Source organism: Pseudomonas fluorescens (assembly GCF_018614655.1).
Lineage (GTDB): Bacteria > Pseudomonadota > Gammaproteobacteria > Pseudomonadales > Pseudomonadaceae > Aquipseudomonas > Aquipseudomonas fluorescens_BX.
Map to the genome: position 1 here is coordinate 51276 of NZ_JAGGOG010000005.1, position 16637 is coordinate 67912.

Sequence of the window (16637 nt, forward strand, 5' to 3'; positions counted from 1 at the left end):
CCTCCTTAATCCCAGGCCGAAATAGCCCGCACGGCAGCTGGCCGCGTCTCGACTTCGGGCCCGATCACCCAGACACCGGCCGGTAGCACCGGGCCATATTCGGCAAGCCCGGGATTCAAGCGCCAGAGGATTTCTTCCGCGGCATCATCGCAACGGCCAAGCTCGCGGTAGAGCAGCAGGTTGACCGAATCACCGGCAATACTTCGTACCCTACGCATTAACGAACTCCTCCAGCACCAGCGTCCAGTTGATCACCATGGCGGTACCGTCATCGATCACATCGGTCTGGTTTTCCACCACCGAGTTGATACGCCACAAACCCCAGTTACGCCCGATACCATCCACCAGCGGCAGTGGCATGCGCCCATCCTGCAGGGCACGTAACTCATCCAATCGCTGCATGCCCAAGGCCTGCATCGCACTGCCGGTAAACGTCAGGCTTTGCAGTTTCTGCCCGCCCTGGCGCGACTGTGGCTTGCTGGCAATGATGTCCAGGTTGACCCAGCCGCCATCCGACTGGCGCTGCAACGTCTTGTAGGCAAAGCCTCGTGACAGCCCGAAAATAAAGCTGCCCAGCACCATTTGCTGTCGCATCACGCCACTCCATCGGTCAATGTCGCGCTGCGTCGAACCGCCAGCGCATCGGTCATCATCGGCATGCATTGGTTCTGCAGGGTTTGAATCACCATCGTGGCAACCTGCTGGGCGCTATTGGGGTCCAGGCCACTGATATTGATCACCGGGCTGAGGGTGATTTGCCGGTTGTCCGCCGGCGTATTATTGGTGAGCTGTTTGCCGACCTCGTCCGGGGAGCGCAGGCGGTCGACCATGCCTCCCAGTTTGTCGCCGAGCCAGGCACCGGCATCGCTGCCGAAGAATCCGCCCAATGCGCCGCCGACAGCGGTGCCGATCCCCGGGAGGATCAAGGTGCCAAGCGCTGCGCCCGCAGAGGCTCCAGCCCAGGCGCCGCCGGCGGTACCGAGACCAGCGCCGACGGCGCGCAGGTCACCGTTTTGTGCCCCCTGCACCACGTCCATTGCCGCACTGGCAATTCTCAGAGGTGCAAGCCGGCGAGCGCCCACGGACTCCAGCTTGGCTAATGTGCCCGATAGGCTCGCCGTCAGGCCTTTGGAGCCGCCGCGGGTTGCGGACCTATTCTTCAAAGGCGCGGCGGAAGCCGCAAACGAATTACCCTGAAGCGCGGGCGCGGCTTTGGCGGCGTCCTTGACAGAGAAGGTGCCAAGTGGCTCGCCCTTGATGTTGAGTTGAGGCCCAAGCTTGGGCTGCTCAGCAAAACGGTGCGGATTGAGAGCCCTTCGCTTGCCAACTTCTCTGGCCTTGCCTGCTACGTTGGGCGCAACGGGCGAAACCCTTTGGTCAACTGCGGGAAGCCGGACACGTCGACTCTTCATGCGCCCTGAGGAACGAGCCTTACCCTTCTTGCGGACTGTCTCGCCGACACTCTCGGGCAGCGTTGCAGCTGCGGTATCGAGCACGCTGCCGCCGACCAGCGGGGTTGTCCCGGGGCAGCATGGTTTATCCTTGCCCTGCCCCTTGTCCGTGAGTAAGTCACGAAAAAGTGGAGGCAGTTTCGGCGCGACCTTATCGAGCAAATTGCCCGAAGCCCTGGACTTGATCGTGTCCCACATCGCAGAAATGGCTTCGGAAGCCACCGGGCTAATCACAGCATTTGCCGTTTTAAGAGCATCGGCAGCGACGGGCGAATCCTTCGTGTGCGTGTTTACAAACTTGACGACGGCGGTCTTCGCATCCAGCCACGGGCTCTCGAGCCATACCGAGGCGGAATCGAGCGTGCTGCTCAAGCGCGTTTCACTTTCGCTGTAGGCTTCCCGTTTTGCCTTGATCGAGCTGTCAGAGGTCTCGGTCTTATCAAGAGAGAGATTGGCACCCGAATGTTCCAGCGCCGCCGCGAGGTCGAGGATTTGCACCTGGCCCAAGGTCATGGCGCTGCGCGTCTGGCTCTCGCTGGTTTCGCTCTGCTTGTCATCGCGGCTGTGGACCTGCGTGCTTTGCGTCAGCCGTTGGCTGTCGTGACGATCAGCCACAACCGATGCCGATGCTTTCTGCGGCGTACTGCCGACCAGATCATCGGCGTTAACAGGCCGCACCTCAGATGCCTTGAACTGCGACAAGGTACTGTCGAGCGTATCAATACTTTCCCGCAGCAGCGCTTGGGACAAGCTTAGGCTATTGACCTGTTGGCTGGCGTTGGCCAAGGCCAAGCCTACGTCGGCCAACGGCGCCTGCAGGGCATTCAGTGTCGAACCCGTGGTGAAGCTCTCAGGCGGTGCAAGAGCGTCGAGATGGGCATTCCCCTTGCTGCCAGCCTCACCGTAACTGCCCCAGCCTTCCGTGGCCATGGCGTACGCGAGCGAATAGTTATCTTGCATCCCGCTCTACTCCTGTTTGACGCCAAGGCGAGTGATCGCGATGTCGTAGCGGCGCAATGCTTTACCGACTTCCCAATCGAGGATTTCCGCTTCATTGACCGAGTAAATGAGCGGCACAACGTCGAGGATTACTTCGATGTCGCGCTCCGAAAGAAGGCCGCCGGTTTGTTTAAAAAATCGTCGATGCGCTCCTGCAGTTCGGTCCAGTCGGGCACCGTTAGGCCAGCCAGGTCGGGGATCATCAAGCCGGTGCAGTGAGAGGTGATGAACTCAGCGCGTTCCTTGGCTGTGGTGAGTTTTTTCATCACTTTGGTGGCGCGCAGAGCAGGCATTTCCAGGGTGACCGAGGTCAGGGAGCGGCCGGCGGCGTCCAGCGGCAACAGCAGTTGCACCTGTTCGGTGGTCGGCGACTCGGTAGACTCGTCAGCCGCTTCGCCGAGTTCTTCCAGGAAGTACGACGCCGGGCGGGTCGACATGTCGTGCACGTATTGGGCGATGCTGACGTAGTCCGGGCGCTTGAGTTGGTCGAGTTCTTTTACCGACAGGCCGGTGGCCAGTTTGGCCAACTCGAAGAACTGATCGTCCTCGTCATCACCGGCGCGGGCCAGGGCCTCTTTTTGTGGGGCGTAGAACAGCGGTTTGAGCTGAATCTGCTCGATCGTGGCGCCGGTGTCGGCGGTGATCGGGCACAGCAGGATGTGCAGCGGGGGCATCCAGGCCATGGGCATTTCCTTGGTGATTAAATATCTGTGGCAGCGGGCTTACCCGCGATTGCCGTTGTAGCCGCTGCCGAGGCACGAGGCTGCGATGCGGTCCGCAGGAGCGCCCTCCGGGGGCTGCTTGCGCAGCCCATCACAGCCTCGTGCCTCGGCAGCGGCTACAGAGCAGCGACAGCCTTACGGCATCAGCACCGCACGGCGGGCGTCACCCAGAATGTCCACGCCGTTGAGCACGAATTTCTGCGTGCGTACGTCGATGTCGATCACGGTAATACCGTTGTCCATGCGGTTGTAGGTACGGCAGGACAGTTCCAGGGTGGTGGTGGCCTTATCGCCCATTTTCAGCTTGGCCTCGGTCAGGGATTTCAACTTGCCGCCGACGGTGTGGTAGGTGAAGAAGGTCCGGCCGTCCTGATCCTGGCCAGCCTCACGAACATTCAGCAGGATGTCTTCACCCAGCTTGACGCCCAGGGCCAGCATGATTTCCGGACCGGCGCCTTGCAGCACCAGGGTGGCGCCCAGCACCTTGCCGCTCTTGGCCATTTCCTCGCCGATAAAACGGCCGCCGGTCATGGGCTCCATGTCGAATTCAATCTTCGGCGGGGTGAACTCCTCCACGGTGGCGGACAGCGGCAGGCCTTGGAGGGTGGCCGCAATGGCCTGTCTGACTCGGTTGGTAAACATTAGAGAACGTCCTCCAGGAACTGCTCGATGATTTCATCGCGGGCGTTGAGTTGATAAATCATGTGTTCGTTCGGCGCGTAGCGGCCATAGTCGATGACGATGAACCAGGTGCCGTTCTTGTACTTCTCGACACTGTTCAATTCCGGGTGCAGGTACACGCTGCCGCCGGGGATGGTTTCGTCGGCCACCAGGGTTTGCAGCCAGTCGTTGATGCGCTTGACCTCCTGGTCCATAAACGACTTGGTCAGGTTCTTGGCCATGGCTTTCTGGCCGGCCTTGACCAGCTTGCGGCTGATGGCGTCTTCCAGGCCGACGTAGCTGATGAACTTGCCGGTGATGGAGCGGTTGCCCAGCAGCGAGAAGCCGCCAAGGATGGTGCGGGCGTAATAGCTCACGCCGTAGCGGTTGAGCAGATCGCCTTCGGTGGAGGTGTCGAGGATGTTGTACTCAACCACGCGGGAAACGTCTTCGGCGAAGGTCACCTGGTTGCCCGGGCTTTCCCACTGCTTGACCTTGGCCAGTGCGGCAATGGCCAGGGACGATGGCGCGAGGAACACGTTCTTCTTCGCAGCCTTGGAATACACCGACGGCATGTTGTGCACCAGCAGGCAACGGTCGAAGCCCAGATCAGCACCGCCCAGCTCGCCGCTGTAGGTCACTTGGTCAGCGACGGACGCGTCCTTGCCATCCAGCACCACACGGGCCTTGATGCGTTTGCCGAAGGAAGCGAACTCACCGGCCACAGCCTTGGTGCCGGTGAAGCCTGGGGCGCCAATGATGGTCAGGTCTTCCGGGACGCTGCTCAGGGCAGCGAGGCCCAGTTTGCGACCCGTCACAGGCTCATTACCGCCGATGACATTGTTCAGGGTGTCGGCCGGGGTTGCGCCCTCTTCGACGATCACCACGTAGACCGGCACCTTGACCACTTTGAGGATCTGGTACACCGCATGAAACAACGTGCCCGCTTCAGCGCCGGTAGGGTCCAGCAGCGCCTGGGCAGTGAAACTATTGATGCGGAACGGGGCGTTTTTCGGGATCGACAGGTGCGCATTGGGCGCGGTGCCGACCAGACCGATCACGTTGTCACCCAGACCACCCATGGCCTCGGGGGATTCAGTGGCATTGACGGTGATGCCGTTATGCTCGAAGTTCAAAACCTCAGCCATGATTATTCAGCCTTCTTGGTGGCGGCCTTCTTGGCCTTGGTGGTGTCCAGGACGCTGGTCAATTCCAGGCGGCCGGCGGTGCGCAGGGCGGATGCTTCGACGTCCAGCAGGTCCAGTTCCTGGCCGACGGTGGACCAATGGCCACCTCCGGTGGGGAATGGGACGAGGACGGTGTAGGTTTGGCGGTTTGCCATGTTTGAGATTCTCCGGGTGCAAAACGCCAAAGCCCCTGTGGGAGGGGCTTTGGGCGGGCGAAAAAAAACCGCTTTCGCGGTGGGGGGGTTAACTCAGGAAAACGGGGACCTCTGGCCATACAACCTTATAGGGATCACCTAAATCTTGTGGGACATCACGTAATGTCTGCCGATATAGCGCGAGCTCACTACGCTGCGTGTCACTAAGAGGACTATCTGCAGCTTGCATTGCGTCTGTAGCAGCCAATAACTGATGACGACGCGTGCGAATGGATGCCCATTCGGCAAGGGCAATAGACTCAGGGTTAGTTTTATACTGAACCTGCACTTCCAATTTTTCGCTCAATTAAAATTCCACCTTATCAGTAAGCGATAGCTTCGACTTAATACTTCCCACCTCAAACAAAGCACCGATACCAACCTGCATCGTATCAATACGAATAGTCGTCACATAGATACTTGTAAATTTTAGACGCATGATGACATTGCCATTTGTATCGGTATAAATACCCGGCGACATATTCCCAAAAACGGCTTTATTCAGTACCGCCCGCTGAGGTGAGTAGCAGTAACCAACGATAGTCTCATCTACAATACTGGCGCTACCATAGCTATAGCCACGAATATTAAACCAGAACATTTGATCGTGAGTATTGATGTTAACGGGCAATTTAAAGTGCATGAAAACGGCATCTGACGTCCCTAGGTCAACCACCGAGAATCCACCGGACGCTCCCGTATTTTGAGGTCCGCCAGTCCCCCAAACACCACCTTGAAAGACGTTCATCAGAAACGAGCCTTGAGCGCCCACCACACCAACCATATCTTTTTTATTGCGAAACTCATCAAACTCCGCACGTGCGATATCCATACGGTTGTCAATTTGTGAGATTTTCCCATCAACAGCTTTTGTCAGACTATCTGTTGCGGTGACAAGGTCACCAATTTTCTGTTCAATACCCATACCAAACCTCTAAGTTATAAATTTATTTACTACCATAAACCTTGTAGCCTGCGTAAGAAAACATTCTTCAAAAGAACAATTATGCTTTTCGCTCAAGCGCCATAACCCGAAACAAAACACCTAAGTGTCTAGCCATATTATTTACGTTTGCGGCGGCAACTGTCGCCAACTCCTCAGCCAACAACAAATTAAGGTTTTCACTCCCCACCACAATCGTCACGCTATCCGCCGGCAACGGCGATACATCCAGCGTAAACTTCTGCAACACCCGCGCCGCCGCTGCCTTGTAAGTCAGCAACTTCCCGGCCACCGAATACACGGCCAATAGCGTCCCACTGGCGAGGTAAAACCCGAACTCGCCAATCTCATACTCGCCCTCGCCATCAAACAGCGCGGCCATTCTGAGTTGCCGGTCGCCCAGGTCCTCGTAATCCACAATTGCCACCCGCTGGCGTTCATCGCGCAAGGCGGTTTCGGTACCGTCCGGGTCATAACGGCCCGTGCCGGCGCCGATGTGGGTGATCTCGCCTTTCAAGCCCTGGTTCTTTGCCTGCAGCACTTCATCCAATCCCTTGGAGGTGAAGCGCACCAGGCGCGTAATGTCTTCTGTCATGGCTGCGCCCTGAGGTCGTAGTCGTTGATGGTGTAGTGCCGGGCAACCCCGACACTGTTAAGCCGGGCAGCCAGCCCGAGTTCGGGCAGTGCGCCCCACAGAAACAGCTCGCCGTCACTCAGCGGGGTATGGGCCGCACTGTTTAATGAAAATCCGCCGTGCAGCTTCACTTCAGGCAAAGCGCCCGCATGGCTGTCGTCACTGATGCTCAGGCCGGGATCGGCCGCTGCCGCCACGCGCAAGCCACCTTGGGTCTCGTGAACAAGGGTGATGGTTGCCTGATCCCGTTCGCTCTTGGCCGCGTTGATGCGGCGAATCAAACGGTTGTGGTCGCCGCTGGACCAACTGCGGCCGATGATCGCCTGCACGTCGAAGGTGTAAGGCAAACCCAAGGGGTGTTGTTGGTACCAGGCACTGATATTGGGGGTGAAACCCAGTGACTCCACGGCGTAGGTCAATGCCTTTGGTGTACCGGCCTGGCGCTGGATCTGCCAGGACAGGGCTACCGTCAGGCGCTTTTCCGACTCGCTGGCGGCCGCATCCCATTCGCTGACGCCACGGTCGGCAGCGAGGTATGGCAAGAATTCCACCGGTGTTTCAAGCGGGTTCATCAACGCAGGAAACGGTGGTGTAACTCGCTCGAGCAACTGGCCGAAACCTTGGTCCAGCGCTTTCTCCAGCGGCGAACTGTTGGCGGGCAGCAAACTTGGTTTGGGCTCACTCATAGTGTGCGCACCTCCACCTCGACGCCCGTGCAATACGGGGCCTGGAATGCCGTGGTAACGATCGGCTCCAGCGGTTCAAGTATCTGCAACTGGGCGGCACCCGCCGTATGGATGGTGTAATCGATCCAGCTCGGATCCACTCGCCCTTCCAGACGATGGCAAGACTCGGCGTAGGCTTGCAGCAGTTGCTGCGCCGCTACCTGCGTCAGCCCTGAATCCGGGCCTGCATTGATCTTCGCCACCACTCGAATCTTGTAACGCAAGATCTGCGCGCCCTGCACCGTGACCAGATCGGTTTCCGGCCGCACATCGGGCCGGGTGAAGTGCCGGCGAACGCCGTCGAGCAAGTCGGCCGATGGCGTGCCATCTCCTTCACGGGACAAGACGGTGACCATCACCTCGCCGGGGGCGGTTCGACGGCCATTGCCATCCTTGACCTGGGCGGCATACCCGTCCGGGTCGAAGGTGTAGGTGACGGTCACCACGCCCGGTGCTGCGCTTTGTACTTTCACCGCAGGTCGCTCACCCAGGGTGAAGACCTCGCGTCGGTACTGCATCCGCGAGCCCGCTGCCGGAGCATGAGGTGCCAGGTAGTAGCGCAACCGGGCGTCGTCATCGCTTTCCAGGGTGGGCGGAACCGGCGGGAAGGCCGCCGGGTCGCCTGGGTCCAGCACCTGGCGTTCCAGGCCCATGTCAGCGAGCCGTGCATCAAGGTTGCTGCCGGTGGCCCACCACGCGAGCATCTGCTTGATGCGGGCGTTGTACTTGCGTTCATGGGTTTGTAAACGCACGCAAAAAGCTTCCAGAGCCAGGGTCAGCAATTCACTTTCATTTTCCAGGCTGACCTTCAGTTTTGCCGCGCTTTGCGGCGAGCGCTCGGCGACGTAACTGACCACGAATGCCTTGAATTCAGCCAGCAACGGTTCGAACTCGTCGACGGCAATGATCGCCGGCTCGGCCAGCTGGTTCTGGCCGGGTATCAGCATGCTCATGTCACTACCTCGAAGGATTGTTTGCGGTTTTTCCAGGTGCCGGCGAAGCGCAGCAACAGACCGGCGCCCTGACGGCTGGCGACGATCACCTGCGGTTCAAAATCGGCGATGCCGTTCTGCGGGTTGTAGAACGCCTGGGCAGCGTGGCTTTGGGCAAGAATCAACAGGTCATCCCCCAGGTTCTGCCCCAGCAACTGCGGGATCATCGAACCGTACAGCGGACGCTTTTGCCGGGTGCCCAGCGGGGTGGTCAACGCCCGGGTGGCGCGCTGCACGAATTGCAGCCAGTCATCCACCGTAGCGCCGGTATTTCTATCGATTCCGATCATGGGAAGTCCTTATCTGGGGCTGATGACCCGGCCCAAGTGATCCACCACCGGACCACTGAAGTGAACACCGCCGGCATCCAGCAACATGCCGACCGCACCGACTTTCAGCTCGAGGCTCTGAGCGGTCATGGCCAGACTGGTTGCACCGATGCTCACATCGACCCGGTCGCGAGAGCCCTTGACGACGGTCGGCCCGTTGCCCCAGTTGAAAACATGGCTGGCATCGTCGTAGTCGCTTTGCGTGCCGTCCTGATGACGGCGGCGGGTCAACGTGGCGACGTTTGAAACCGGCGGAAAGCGATCGCTGTGCAGGCCAAACAAGGCCACTGACTGAGCGCCGCCCTCGCCCCCGCCATAGTTGAGCAACAGGCATTGCTCGCCCACCGAGGGGATACGGGTCTCGGTCTGCGCGCCAGCGCTGGGGTTGAAGAAACGGATGGCCGGGGTGAGCAGTTCGCCATGGCTGACCTTGCAGGTATTGCTGGCGGCATCGACCTCCTGGCACACGCCGATCCGGCAGAAGCTTTCGGCGCGGCGGTAGAGGTCTTCGAACTGAGTTTCCATTTCTGCCAGGCGCTCGACGATCGGCGCCAATTGCATACGTAACAGCGCATCAAACATGGGCTACCCCGACAGTTCCTGATATTGATCGGGGTCGTCGATGTTCGAGACTTCCCAAGTGCAGGCAAACACAGGCTTGCCCAGCGGGTCGTCGAGCAACGGCTGGCCGAGATAAAGGGTTTGAGTGAAGGAAACGGTCCAGGTGTCGTAGTCGGGTTGTGTGCCGAGCAGCGTTGGTACGGCGACGATACTCGCCGGCAAATCGCACTGCGCTGACGGCAGGCCCCAACGGTTGTCCAGCACCAGATCCATCAGTTGGCTGGCCAAGTCACAGGCATCAAACGGCAATGATCCCTGGGCAACCATGGCCTTGAGAGAGATCGCCATGACATGGGCCTTGCGCCCCTCAAGGGAGCGGATTCCGGGACCATTGCCTTCGACCGTGATCAATACGCCGGTCTTATCCTCAGCGCCCTGGAAGTCCAGGTAACTGCCTATGCGCAACTCAGGAAAGGCACGGCGCAGTGCTTCCCCGATGGCCACCGGCAACTGGGAAGGTTTTTCGATAAGCATCATTTAAGTAGCTTCCTTGCAACAGTCACGGCTGGTTGGGCGGCGGGCCTTCGTTGACCCCGATTCGCTTGGCTGCCCAGCGCTCATATAAGCCGATGGCCACGTCGGCACCGGCCATGGCGGTCAGGCAGCCAATGGCGCCAGCGGTCCAGATCGACATGCCGGCGGCGTAACACAGCATCAATGCCGAGACCCCGCAGACCATGCACGCCCCGGAGCGCAGGGCTAGGCGGCGAATCAGGGACCAGCCTCGGGCGCCTTCCTTGTCGGCGCGCCACATTTCTCCGGAAACCCCGCCGATCACCGCTAATACGATGACCAGCCAGATAGGCATTTCCGCTAACGCTTGCTGCTCGTTTGTCATGTCACGCCTCCTGGAATGAGTGATACCGGCCTGGCGCCGGTGCGTTGATTAATCCGTATGAGTTTCAAATCCATTGCGTCTCAAAGGTCGCCTTCTTCAGGTAGGCATTCCAAAAAGCCCGGTTGCCCGGGCTTTTCAGTAATGCGGTCCTTGACCTTTCGGCGCTACTGGCGCGGTACGGGTCCATTTAAACTGTTAGTTCCGACCACGATCCCTGTCTGCCGGATAACTGCTTCTGGTGCTTTACGCTGCACACCCGGGTCAGTTGCCAACCCTCTGAACCGTTAAGGCCGGTTCATCGCTGCCTGTTTTTTGTAAAACGGTGAAACTAAAGAGCGTCGGCATCCTTGCCGGTGTTGCCTGGCATCCCTGCCACCTTGAGGGGCGTCCTTGCCGATGTTGCGTGCCTTCCTTGTCTTCCCTGGCAGCATCCTTGCCGCCTCCACCAGACTTTGTTGGCTGGCTTGAGATGAAGAATATGCATGTATGCATATACAGTCAATGCGCAAATGCATTTATTTTTGCACTGTAAATGCACTGACGCATTAAAGCCTTGCAGGTAAAGGGTTTTCCGGTTTTGCACAGGCGAAAAAAAGCCCGCTCGGTGGCGGGCTTTGTCTTACAGAGGGCGGTTAACGGGCGTACATGCCCCACCAGAAAACGTGACCGAGGATGCTGATCTGCTCTTCCTGGATTTCCTGAAAGCTGTAGTCCTCGTCCGGGTGCTCATCACGATTGAAGCTGCGCAAACGAATCCCCGAAGGCAGGCGATAGAGCTGTTTGACCCGCAGCTGACCGTTGTGATTGATGGCGTACAAATCACCGTCGACGATGTCGCCAATCCCGCACTTGCCGGCATTGACCCCCACCGTCGCACCGTCCCGCAGCACCGGCAACATACTGTTGCCGCGTACGGTCACGCATTTAGCCTGGTCGAACTGCACGCCGTTATGCCGCAGGCTGCGCTTGCCGAAACGCAGGCTGGCCTTCTCGCTTTCCTCGATGACGAATCTTCCTGATCCAGCAGCCAATTCAACCTCGCGCAGAAAGGGGATCGACACCTCGTCATCGTTGACGGGGGTATCGTCGTCCCACAGGCTTATATCCTTGAGTTCCGAATGCATCGGGTCGCGCTCGTCTTCCCGCGACACCACCAAAGCCACGCGCCCGCGCAGTTGATCGGTGCTGACGCGAAAGTAATCGGCGATGCGTGAGATGTGCTTGTCCGATGGATCAACGATCTTGCCGCTGAGAATCCGGGACAGTGTGGATTGAGGCACGCCGGTGCGCCGGTGAAGCTCCGTGGGGGAGATCCGGTCGCGATCCAGCAGCTCTCTTAAGACGATAGAAACGTTGCGTTTTTGCATAAAGCGGATATTGAAGGCAGTTTTCGCGGTTGGCAAATGCTATTTTGCATATTTATGCATTTGCCATGCCTTTATATGGTGCTTTTGTGAACTGCGAAGCCTCGACCTTGCGTGTTAACCTTGCGCCCATCGCAAAAAATGCTGGGCCAAGCGCCCCCTTTGCCCCATCACTTTCAACGAATCCGCTAAGTATCTGATGAGTAAAAACACTTCCGATCTGTCCTCCCACACCCCAATGATGCAGCAGTACTGGCGTCTGAAAAACCAGCACCCTGATCAGTTGATGTTCTATCGCATGGGCGACTTCTACGAGATCTTCTATGAAGACGCGAAGAAAGCGGCCAAGTTGCTGGACATCACCCTGACAGCGCGTGGGCAGTCGGCCGGGCAGGCGATTCCGATGTGCGGGATTCCTTACCATTCGTTGGAAGGTTACCTAGTCAAGCTGGTCAAGCTCGGTGAGTCGGTGGTGATCTGTGAGCAGATCGGCGACCCGGCCACCAGCAAGGGCCCGGTGGAACGTCAGGTGGTGCGCATTATTACCCCGGGGACGGTGAGTGATGAGGCGCTGCTGGATGAGCGTCGCGACAACCTGATCGCGGCGGTGCTGGGGGATGAACGGCTGTTCGGCCTGGCAGTGCTGGATATCACCAGCGGCAACTTCACGGTGCTGGAGATCAAGGGTTGGGAGAACCTGCTGGCGGAGCTGGAGCGCGTCAATCCGGTGGAGTTGATGATTCCGGACGATTGGCCCAAGGACCTGCCGGCGGAACGCCGCCGTGGGACCAAGCGCCGCGCACCGTGGGATTTCGAACGTGACTCGGCACTGAAAAGCCTGTGCCAACAGTTCTCCGTGCAAGACCTCAAGGGCTTTGGTTGCGAAACCCTGACCCTGGCCATCGGCGCCGCCGGTTGCTTGCTCAGCTACGCCAAGGAAACCCAGCGTACCGCCCTGCCTCATTTGCGTAGTCTGCGTCATGAGCGCCTGGACGACACAGTGGTGCTCGATGGCGCCAGCCGGCGCAACCTGGAGTTAGATACCAACCTGGCCGGCGGTCGCGACAACACCCTGCAATCGGTGGTCGACCGTTGCCAGACCGCCATGGGCAGCCGTCTGCTGACCCGTTGGTTGAACCGCCCGCTGCGGGATTTGACGGTGCTGCAATCCCGTCAAACCTCTATTACGTGCCTGCTGGACCGCTATCGCTTTGAAAAGCTGCAACCGCAGCTCAAGGAAATCGGCGATATCGAGCGCATTCTCGCGCGGATCGGCCTGCGCAACGCGCGGCCTCGTGACCTCGCACGCCTGCGGGACGCCCTCGGCGCCCTGCCGCAGTTGCAAGCGGCGATGACTGAACTGGAAGCACCGCATCTGCAACAGTTGGCCGTGGTCACCAGCACCTACCCGGAACTGGCGGCGCTGCTGGAAAAAGCCATCATCGACAACCCGCCCGCGATCATCCGCGACGGTGGCGTATTGAAGACCGGTTACGACAGCGAGCTGGACGAACTGCAATCCCTGAGCGAGAACGCCGGGCAGTTCCTGATCGACCTGGAAGCCCGCGAGAAAGCCCGTACCGGCCTGGCCAACCTGAAAGTCGGCTACAACCGCGTCCACGGCTACTTTATTGAGTTGCCGAGCAAGCAAGCCGAGCAGGCGCCTATCGATTATCAACGCCGCCAGACCCTCAAGGGTGCCGAGCGCTTTATCACCCCTGAGCTGAAAGCGTTCGAAGACAAGGCGCTATCGGCCAAGAGTCGCGCCCTGGCCCGCGAAAAGATGCTCTATGAAGCGCTGCTCGAAGACTTGATCGGCCAACTGGCGCCGTTGCAGGACACCGCTGCCGCCCTGGCGGAACTGGACGTACTGAGCAACCTGGCCGAGCGCGCACTGAACCTTGACCTGAACTGCCCGCGCTTTGTCAGCGAGCCGTGCATGCGCATCGTCCAGGGTCGTCACCCAGTGGTGGAGCAGGTATTGACCACGCCGTTCGTGGCCAATGACCTGTCCCTGGACGACGATACCCGCATGCTGGTGATCACTGGTCCGAACATGGGCGGTAAATCCACCTACATGCGTCAGACCGCACTGATTGTGCTGCTGGCCCATATTGGCAGCTTCGTGCCGGCGGCCAGTTGCGAATTATCCCTTGTGGACCGCATCTTTACCCGAATCGGTTCCAGCGATGACCTGGCCGGCGGCCGTTCGACCTTTATGGTGGAAATGAGCGAAACCGCCAACATCCTGCACAACGCTACCGAGCGCAGCCTGGTGTTGATGGACGAAGTGGGGCGTGGCACCAGCACCTTCGACGGCCTGTCCCTGGCATGGGCGGCAGCCGAGCGGTTGGCCCACTTGCGGGCATATACGTTATTCGCCACCCACTATTTTGAGTTGACGGTGCTGCCGGAAAACGAGCCGCTGGTCGCCAACGTGCACCTCAATGCCACCGAGCACAACGAGCGCATCGTGTTCCTGCACCATGTGCTGCCAGGACCGGCCAGCCAGAGTTATGGCTTGGCCGTGGCCCAGTTGGCCGGGGTGCCCACGGAGGTGATCACCCGTGCTCGCGAGCACCTGAGCCGCCTGGAAGAGACCGCCCTGCCCCACGAGTTGCCCGTGGCCAGTCCCGCGAAAGCGGCCAGCAAATCCAGTGCTCCTCACCAAAGCGACATGTTCGCCAGCCTGCCCCATCCGGTTCTGGATGAGCTGGCCAAGCTTGACCTGGATGACTTGACGCCGCGAAAAGCGCTGGAAATGCTCTATGCACTGAAGACACGGATCTAACGCAGACGCTTGCAAGCTGATAGAATCTCGCGCGGTTTGGGATGCTGCGGGCTTTTAGCCTGGCCCGCAGACTATCGCTCCCGAACCTCGCGAGCCCCGCCACAAGGGGTTTCGCTGCCGCCGCCTGAGGAGAAAATTAGAAATGACCTTCGTCGTCACCGACAACTGCATCAAGTGCAAGTACACCGACTGCGTAGAAGTCTGTCCGGTGGACTGCTTTTACGAAGGCCCGAACTTCCTGGTGATCCACCCGGATGAGTGCATTGACTGCGCGCTGTGCGAGCCAGAATGCCCGGCCGTCGCCATTTTTTCCGAGGACGAAGTCCCGGCAGAAATGCAGGAATTTATTCAGTTGAACGTTGATCTGGCCGAAATCTGGCCGAATATCACTGAGCGCAAAGACCCGATGCCCGATGCAGCCGAGTGGGATGGCAAAAAAGGCAAGATTGCAGACCTCGAGCGCTAATAGCGTCGACGCCCTCCAAAAGGCCCCTTGCGGGCCTTTTTGCGTTTCTCCCCTCAGGGTTTCACTTTTCTACAGGCAAAAAAAAGGGGCGGTATGACCCGCCCACATTTTTTCCCTAGTCCCTGTGTTCCTTTTCATCATCCTGATGAATCGCATCCTGCGAGGTTCCCTGAGTCATCGTTCCTTGATGACTGTGTCAATCCGTGGACACAGGACTGATCTTAGAGAGTTCCCGATTAAATTCAACGTGATCCAACGGATAGAATCCAGGGTCTTTCATTTAAAAACACAATAAATAGTTATTATATTTCAGCAGCTTAGTAAATATAGGCAGTCATTCGAGCTGCCTGCGTCCGGTAAAAAACCCAAACACTTACGAAAAAGTAAGCAAATGCTTACACCAGCAATTACGTAAACGCCAAACGATCGCTATTAAATGTTCTGCGGGCAAGAAAAAGCCCCGACACTGTCGAGGCTTGTCTACCCACAGATGAATCAGTCGTCGCTGACCGTGATAGTCGGCATTGCCTGGGCGCCCGCCTCTTGCAGGACAATCCGTGCACCAACATGACGGGCCAGCTCTTGGTACACCATGGCAATCTGGCTATCAGGCTCGGCGACCACGGTAGGCTTGCCACCGTCGGCCTGCTCACGAATCACCATCGACAGCGGCAACGACGCCAGCAGTTCGACACCGTACTGGGTCGCCAGTTTTTCACCGCCGCCTTCACCGAACAAATGCTCGGCATGGCCACAGTTGGAGCAAATGTGCACCGCCATGTTTTCCACGACGCCCAGCACCGGGATATTGACCTTGCGGAACATCTCCACGCCTTTCTTCGCGTCCAGCAGCGCCAGATCCTGGGGCGTGGTGACGATCACCGAACCGGCCACCGGTACCTTTTGCGCCAGGGTCAGCTGGATATCACCGGTGCCTGGCGGCATGTCGATCACCAGGTAATCCAGGTCGCCCCAGGCGGTCTGGGTGACCAGTTGCAGCAGGGCACCGGAGACCATCGGCCCGCGCCAGACCATCGGCGTGTTGTCATCGGTCAGGAATGCCATGGACATCACTTCCACACCATGGGACTCGATGGGCACGAACCACTTCTGATCCTTGATCTTCGGCCGGGTGCCTTCGGCGATGCCGAACATCACACCCTGGCTCGGACCATAAATGTCCGCATCCAGAATCCCGACGCGTGCGCCTTCACGGGCCAGGGCCAGGGCCAGGTTGGCGGCGGTGGTGGATTTACCCACTCCACCCTTGCCAGAAGCGACGGCAACCACGTTCTTGACGTTGGCCAACCCTGGAATCTGCGCCTGGGCCTTGTGCGGTGCGATCACGCACTGAATATCGACCTTGGCTGCGCTCACGCCGTCCAGACCTTCAATGGCCATTTGCAGCATCTGCGCCCAACCGCTCTTGAACAGACCTGCGGCATAACCCAGTTCAAGCTGGACCGAGACCTTGTCACCCTGCACATCAATGGCACGAACGCACCCGGCGCTGACCGGGTCCTGGTTCAGGTAAGGGTCGGTGTACTGGCGAAGAACGGCTTCCACCGCTGCGCGATTGACGGCGCTCATGGGCTACTCCCGAAAAAGACTGACTAAAACAGGCGGCTATCCTAACCGTTCCTGACGGCCTGCGGCATGCTTTCGCGGTAATGGAAAACGCTGAAACAACGCCACGGGGTGAAATAAATTTCCCGGCGCTT

Annotated in this window: 20 protein-coding genes; 2 read left to right on the top strand and 18 right to left on the bottom strand. The window is 58.9% G+C overall.

Annotated elements, in window-relative coordinates:
- Nucleotides 1-5: 5 nt before the first annotated feature.
- From J7E41_RS07985 to J7E41_RS08065, 17 genes are all read right to left on the bottom strand, one after another.
- Nucleotides 6-218: a tail protein X gene (locus J7E41_RS07985; protein WP_214991516.1), complete on the bottom strand. Its 213-nt coding sequence runs from the start codon at nucleotides 216-218 to the stop codon at nucleotides 6-8.
- A complete protein-coding gene (locus J7E41_RS07990; RefSeq protein ID WP_214991518.1) occupies nucleotides 211-594 on the bottom strand; it encodes a phage tail protein in 384 nt (127 codons plus the stop codon). Before J7E41_RS07990 ends, J7E41_RS07985 begins: the two co-directional genes overlap by 8 nt.
- On the bottom strand, nucleotides 594-2411 hold the full coding sequence (locus J7E41_RS27980) for a phage tail tape measure protein (protein WP_251029390.1): 1818 nt from the start codon (nucleotides 2409-2411) through the stop codon (nucleotides 594-596). Before J7E41_RS27980 ends, J7E41_RS07990 begins: the two co-directional genes overlap by 1 nt.
- 128 nt (nucleotides 2412-2539) lie before the next feature.
- Entirely contained in the window at nucleotides 2540-3133 is a 594-nt protein-coding gene (locus J7E41_RS08000; protein ID WP_214991520.1) for a phage tail assembly protein, read from the bottom strand.
- 174 nt (nucleotides 3134-3307) lie between these two features.
- Nucleotides 3308-3814: a phage major tail tube protein gene (locus J7E41_RS08005; protein ID WP_214991522.1), complete on the bottom strand. Its 507-nt coding sequence runs from the start codon at nucleotides 3812-3814 to the stop codon at nucleotides 3308-3310.
- The gene (locus J7E41_RS08010) at nucleotides 3814-4980 is read right to left on the bottom strand and encodes a phage tail protein (RefSeq protein WP_214991524.1); all 1167 of its coding nucleotides are present in this window, start codon (nucleotides 4978-4980) and stop codon (nucleotides 3814-3816) included. Before J7E41_RS08010 ends, J7E41_RS08005 begins: the two co-directional genes overlap by 1 nt.
- 2 nt (nucleotides 4981-4982) lie before the next feature.
- Entirely contained in the window at nucleotides 4983-5174 is a 192-nt protein-coding gene (locus J7E41_RS08015; protein WP_169356112.1) for a hypothetical protein, read from the bottom strand.
- An 88-nt stretch (nucleotides 5175-5262) separates the two neighbouring features.
- Nucleotides 5263-5502 carry a tail fiber assembly protein gene (locus tag J7E41_RS28310; RefSeq protein ID WP_353049394.1) on the bottom strand — a complete coding sequence of 80 codons (240 nt, stop codon included), beginning with the start codon at nucleotides 5500-5502 and terminating at the stop codon, nucleotides 5263-5265.
- Between the two features lie 18 nt (nucleotides 5503-5520).
- Complete coding sequence (locus tag J7E41_RS08025) at nucleotides 5521-6138, bottom strand: hypothetical protein (RefSeq protein ID WP_214991526.1); 618 nt, start codon at nucleotides 6136-6138, stop codon at nucleotides 5521-5523.
- Nucleotides 6139-6217: 79 nt separating this feature from the next.
- Nucleotides 6218-6751, bottom strand: coding sequence for a phage tail protein (locus tag J7E41_RS08030; protein WP_214991527.1), 534 nt, complete (start codon nucleotides 6749-6751; stop codon nucleotides 6218-6220).
- Nucleotides 6748-7476: a phage tail protein I gene (locus J7E41_RS08035; protein ID WP_214991528.1), complete on the bottom strand. Its 729-nt coding sequence runs from the start codon at nucleotides 7474-7476 to the stop codon at nucleotides 6748-6750. Before J7E41_RS08035 ends, J7E41_RS08030 begins: the two co-directional genes overlap by 4 nt.
- Nucleotides 7473-8468: a baseplate J/gp47 family protein gene (locus J7E41_RS08040; protein WP_214991529.1), complete on the bottom strand. Its 996-nt coding sequence runs from the start codon at nucleotides 8466-8468 to the stop codon at nucleotides 7473-7475. The genes J7E41_RS08035 and J7E41_RS08040 overlap by 4 nt, the downstream gene beginning before the upstream one ends.
- Complete coding sequence (locus tag J7E41_RS08045; protein ID WP_155581276.1) at nucleotides 8465-8797, bottom strand: phage baseplate protein; 333 nt, start codon at nucleotides 8795-8797, stop codon at nucleotides 8465-8467. Before J7E41_RS08045 ends, J7E41_RS08040 begins: the two co-directional genes overlap by 4 nt.
- A gap of 9 nt (nucleotides 8798-8806) precedes the next feature.
- A complete protein-coding gene (locus J7E41_RS08050) occupies nucleotides 8807-9418 on the bottom strand; it encodes a phage baseplate assembly protein V (RefSeq protein WP_214991531.1) in 612 nt (203 codons plus the stop codon).
- A 3-nt stretch (nucleotides 9419-9421) separates the two neighbouring features.
- A complete protein-coding gene (locus J7E41_RS08055) occupies nucleotides 9422-9934 on the bottom strand; it encodes a hypothetical protein (RefSeq protein ID WP_214991533.1) in 513 nt (170 codons plus the stop codon).
- A gap of 22 nt (nucleotides 9935-9956) precedes the next feature.
- Nucleotides 9957-10295: a phage holin family protein gene (locus J7E41_RS08060; RefSeq protein WP_214991535.1), complete on the bottom strand. Its 339-nt coding sequence runs from the start codon at nucleotides 10293-10295 to the stop codon at nucleotides 9957-9959.
- A 632-nt stretch (nucleotides 10296-10927) separates the two neighbouring features.
- On the bottom strand, nucleotides 10928-11662 hold the full coding sequence (locus tag J7E41_RS08065) for a LexA family transcriptional regulator (RefSeq protein ID WP_214991537.1): 735 nt from the start codon (nucleotides 11660-11662) through the stop codon (nucleotides 10928-10930).
- Between the two features lie 196 nt (nucleotides 11663-11858).
- Between J7E41_RS08065 and mutS the strand changes: the two genes are divergently transcribed.
- Entirely contained in the window at nucleotides 11859-14450 is a 2592-nt protein-coding gene (gene mutS / locus J7E41_RS08070; RefSeq protein ID WP_214991539.1) for a DNA mismatch repair protein MutS, read from the top strand.
- Nucleotides 14451-14592: 142 nt separating this feature from the next.
- Entirely contained in the window at nucleotides 14593-14916 is a 324-nt protein-coding gene (fdxA, locus tag J7E41_RS08075; RefSeq protein ID WP_214991541.1) for a ferredoxin FdxA, read from the top strand.
- 495 nt (nucleotides 14917-15411) lie between these two features.
- Here fdxA and apbC read toward each other — a convergent pair whose 3' ends face one another.
- Nucleotides 15412-16506, bottom strand: coding sequence for an iron-sulfur cluster carrier protein ApbC (gene apbC, locus J7E41_RS08080; RefSeq protein ID WP_214991543.1), 1095 nt, complete (start codon nucleotides 16504-16506; stop codon nucleotides 15412-15414).
- Between the last annotated feature and the right edge of the window lie 131 nt (nucleotides 16507-16637).